The 644-nt window shown below is 53.1% G+C and carries 1 rRNA gene; it reads left to right on the forward strand.

What is annotated here, in order from left to right:
- Window positions 1-644: ribosomal RNA gene (locus tag CPJCM30710_RS17415) — 23S ribosomal RNA — on the forward strand; the annotation flags it as partial.

Genomic DNA, 644 nt, shown 5'->3' on the forward strand with positions numbered 1-644 from the left:
CCTCAGGAAGGCTCGTCCGCTGAGGGTTAGTCGGGACCTAAGCCGAGGCCGAAAGGCGTAGGTGATGGACAATCGGTTGATATTCCGATACCACTGCTTATCGTTATTACCGATGGCGTGACGCAGGAGGATAGGGTGTGCCAGCTATTGGATGCTGGTCTAAGCACTTAGGTATACAGGAGTGGCAAATCCGCCTGTATTAGCTGAGGTGTGATGGGGAAGGCTCATTGAGCCGAAGTACCTGATTCCACGCTGTCAAGAAAAGCGTCTAGGGAGAGAAGTAGTGCCCGTACCGCAAACCGACACAGGTAGGTGAGGAGAGAATCCTAAGGCCCGCGGAAGAATTGCAGTTAAGGAACTCGGCAAATTGACCCCGTAACCTAGGGAGAAGGGGTGCCTGCGAGAGCAGGCCGCAGAGAATAGGCCCAAGCAACTGTTTAGCAAAAACACAGGTCTCTGCTAAAGCGAAAGCTGATGTATAGGGGCTGACGCCTGCCCGGTGCTGGAAGGTTAAGGGGAACTGTTAGTGGTAACGCGAAGCAGTGAACTTAAGCCCCAGTAAACGGCGGCCGTAACTATAACGGTCCTAAGGTAGCGAAATTCCTTGTCAGGTAAGTTCTGACCCGCACGAATGGCGTAATGAC

The organism is Clostridium polyendosporum, from assembly GCF_018332455.1.
Taxonomy (GTDB): Bacteria; Bacillota; Clostridia; order Clostridiales; family Clostridiaceae; genus Clostridium_AY; species Clostridium_AY polyendosporum.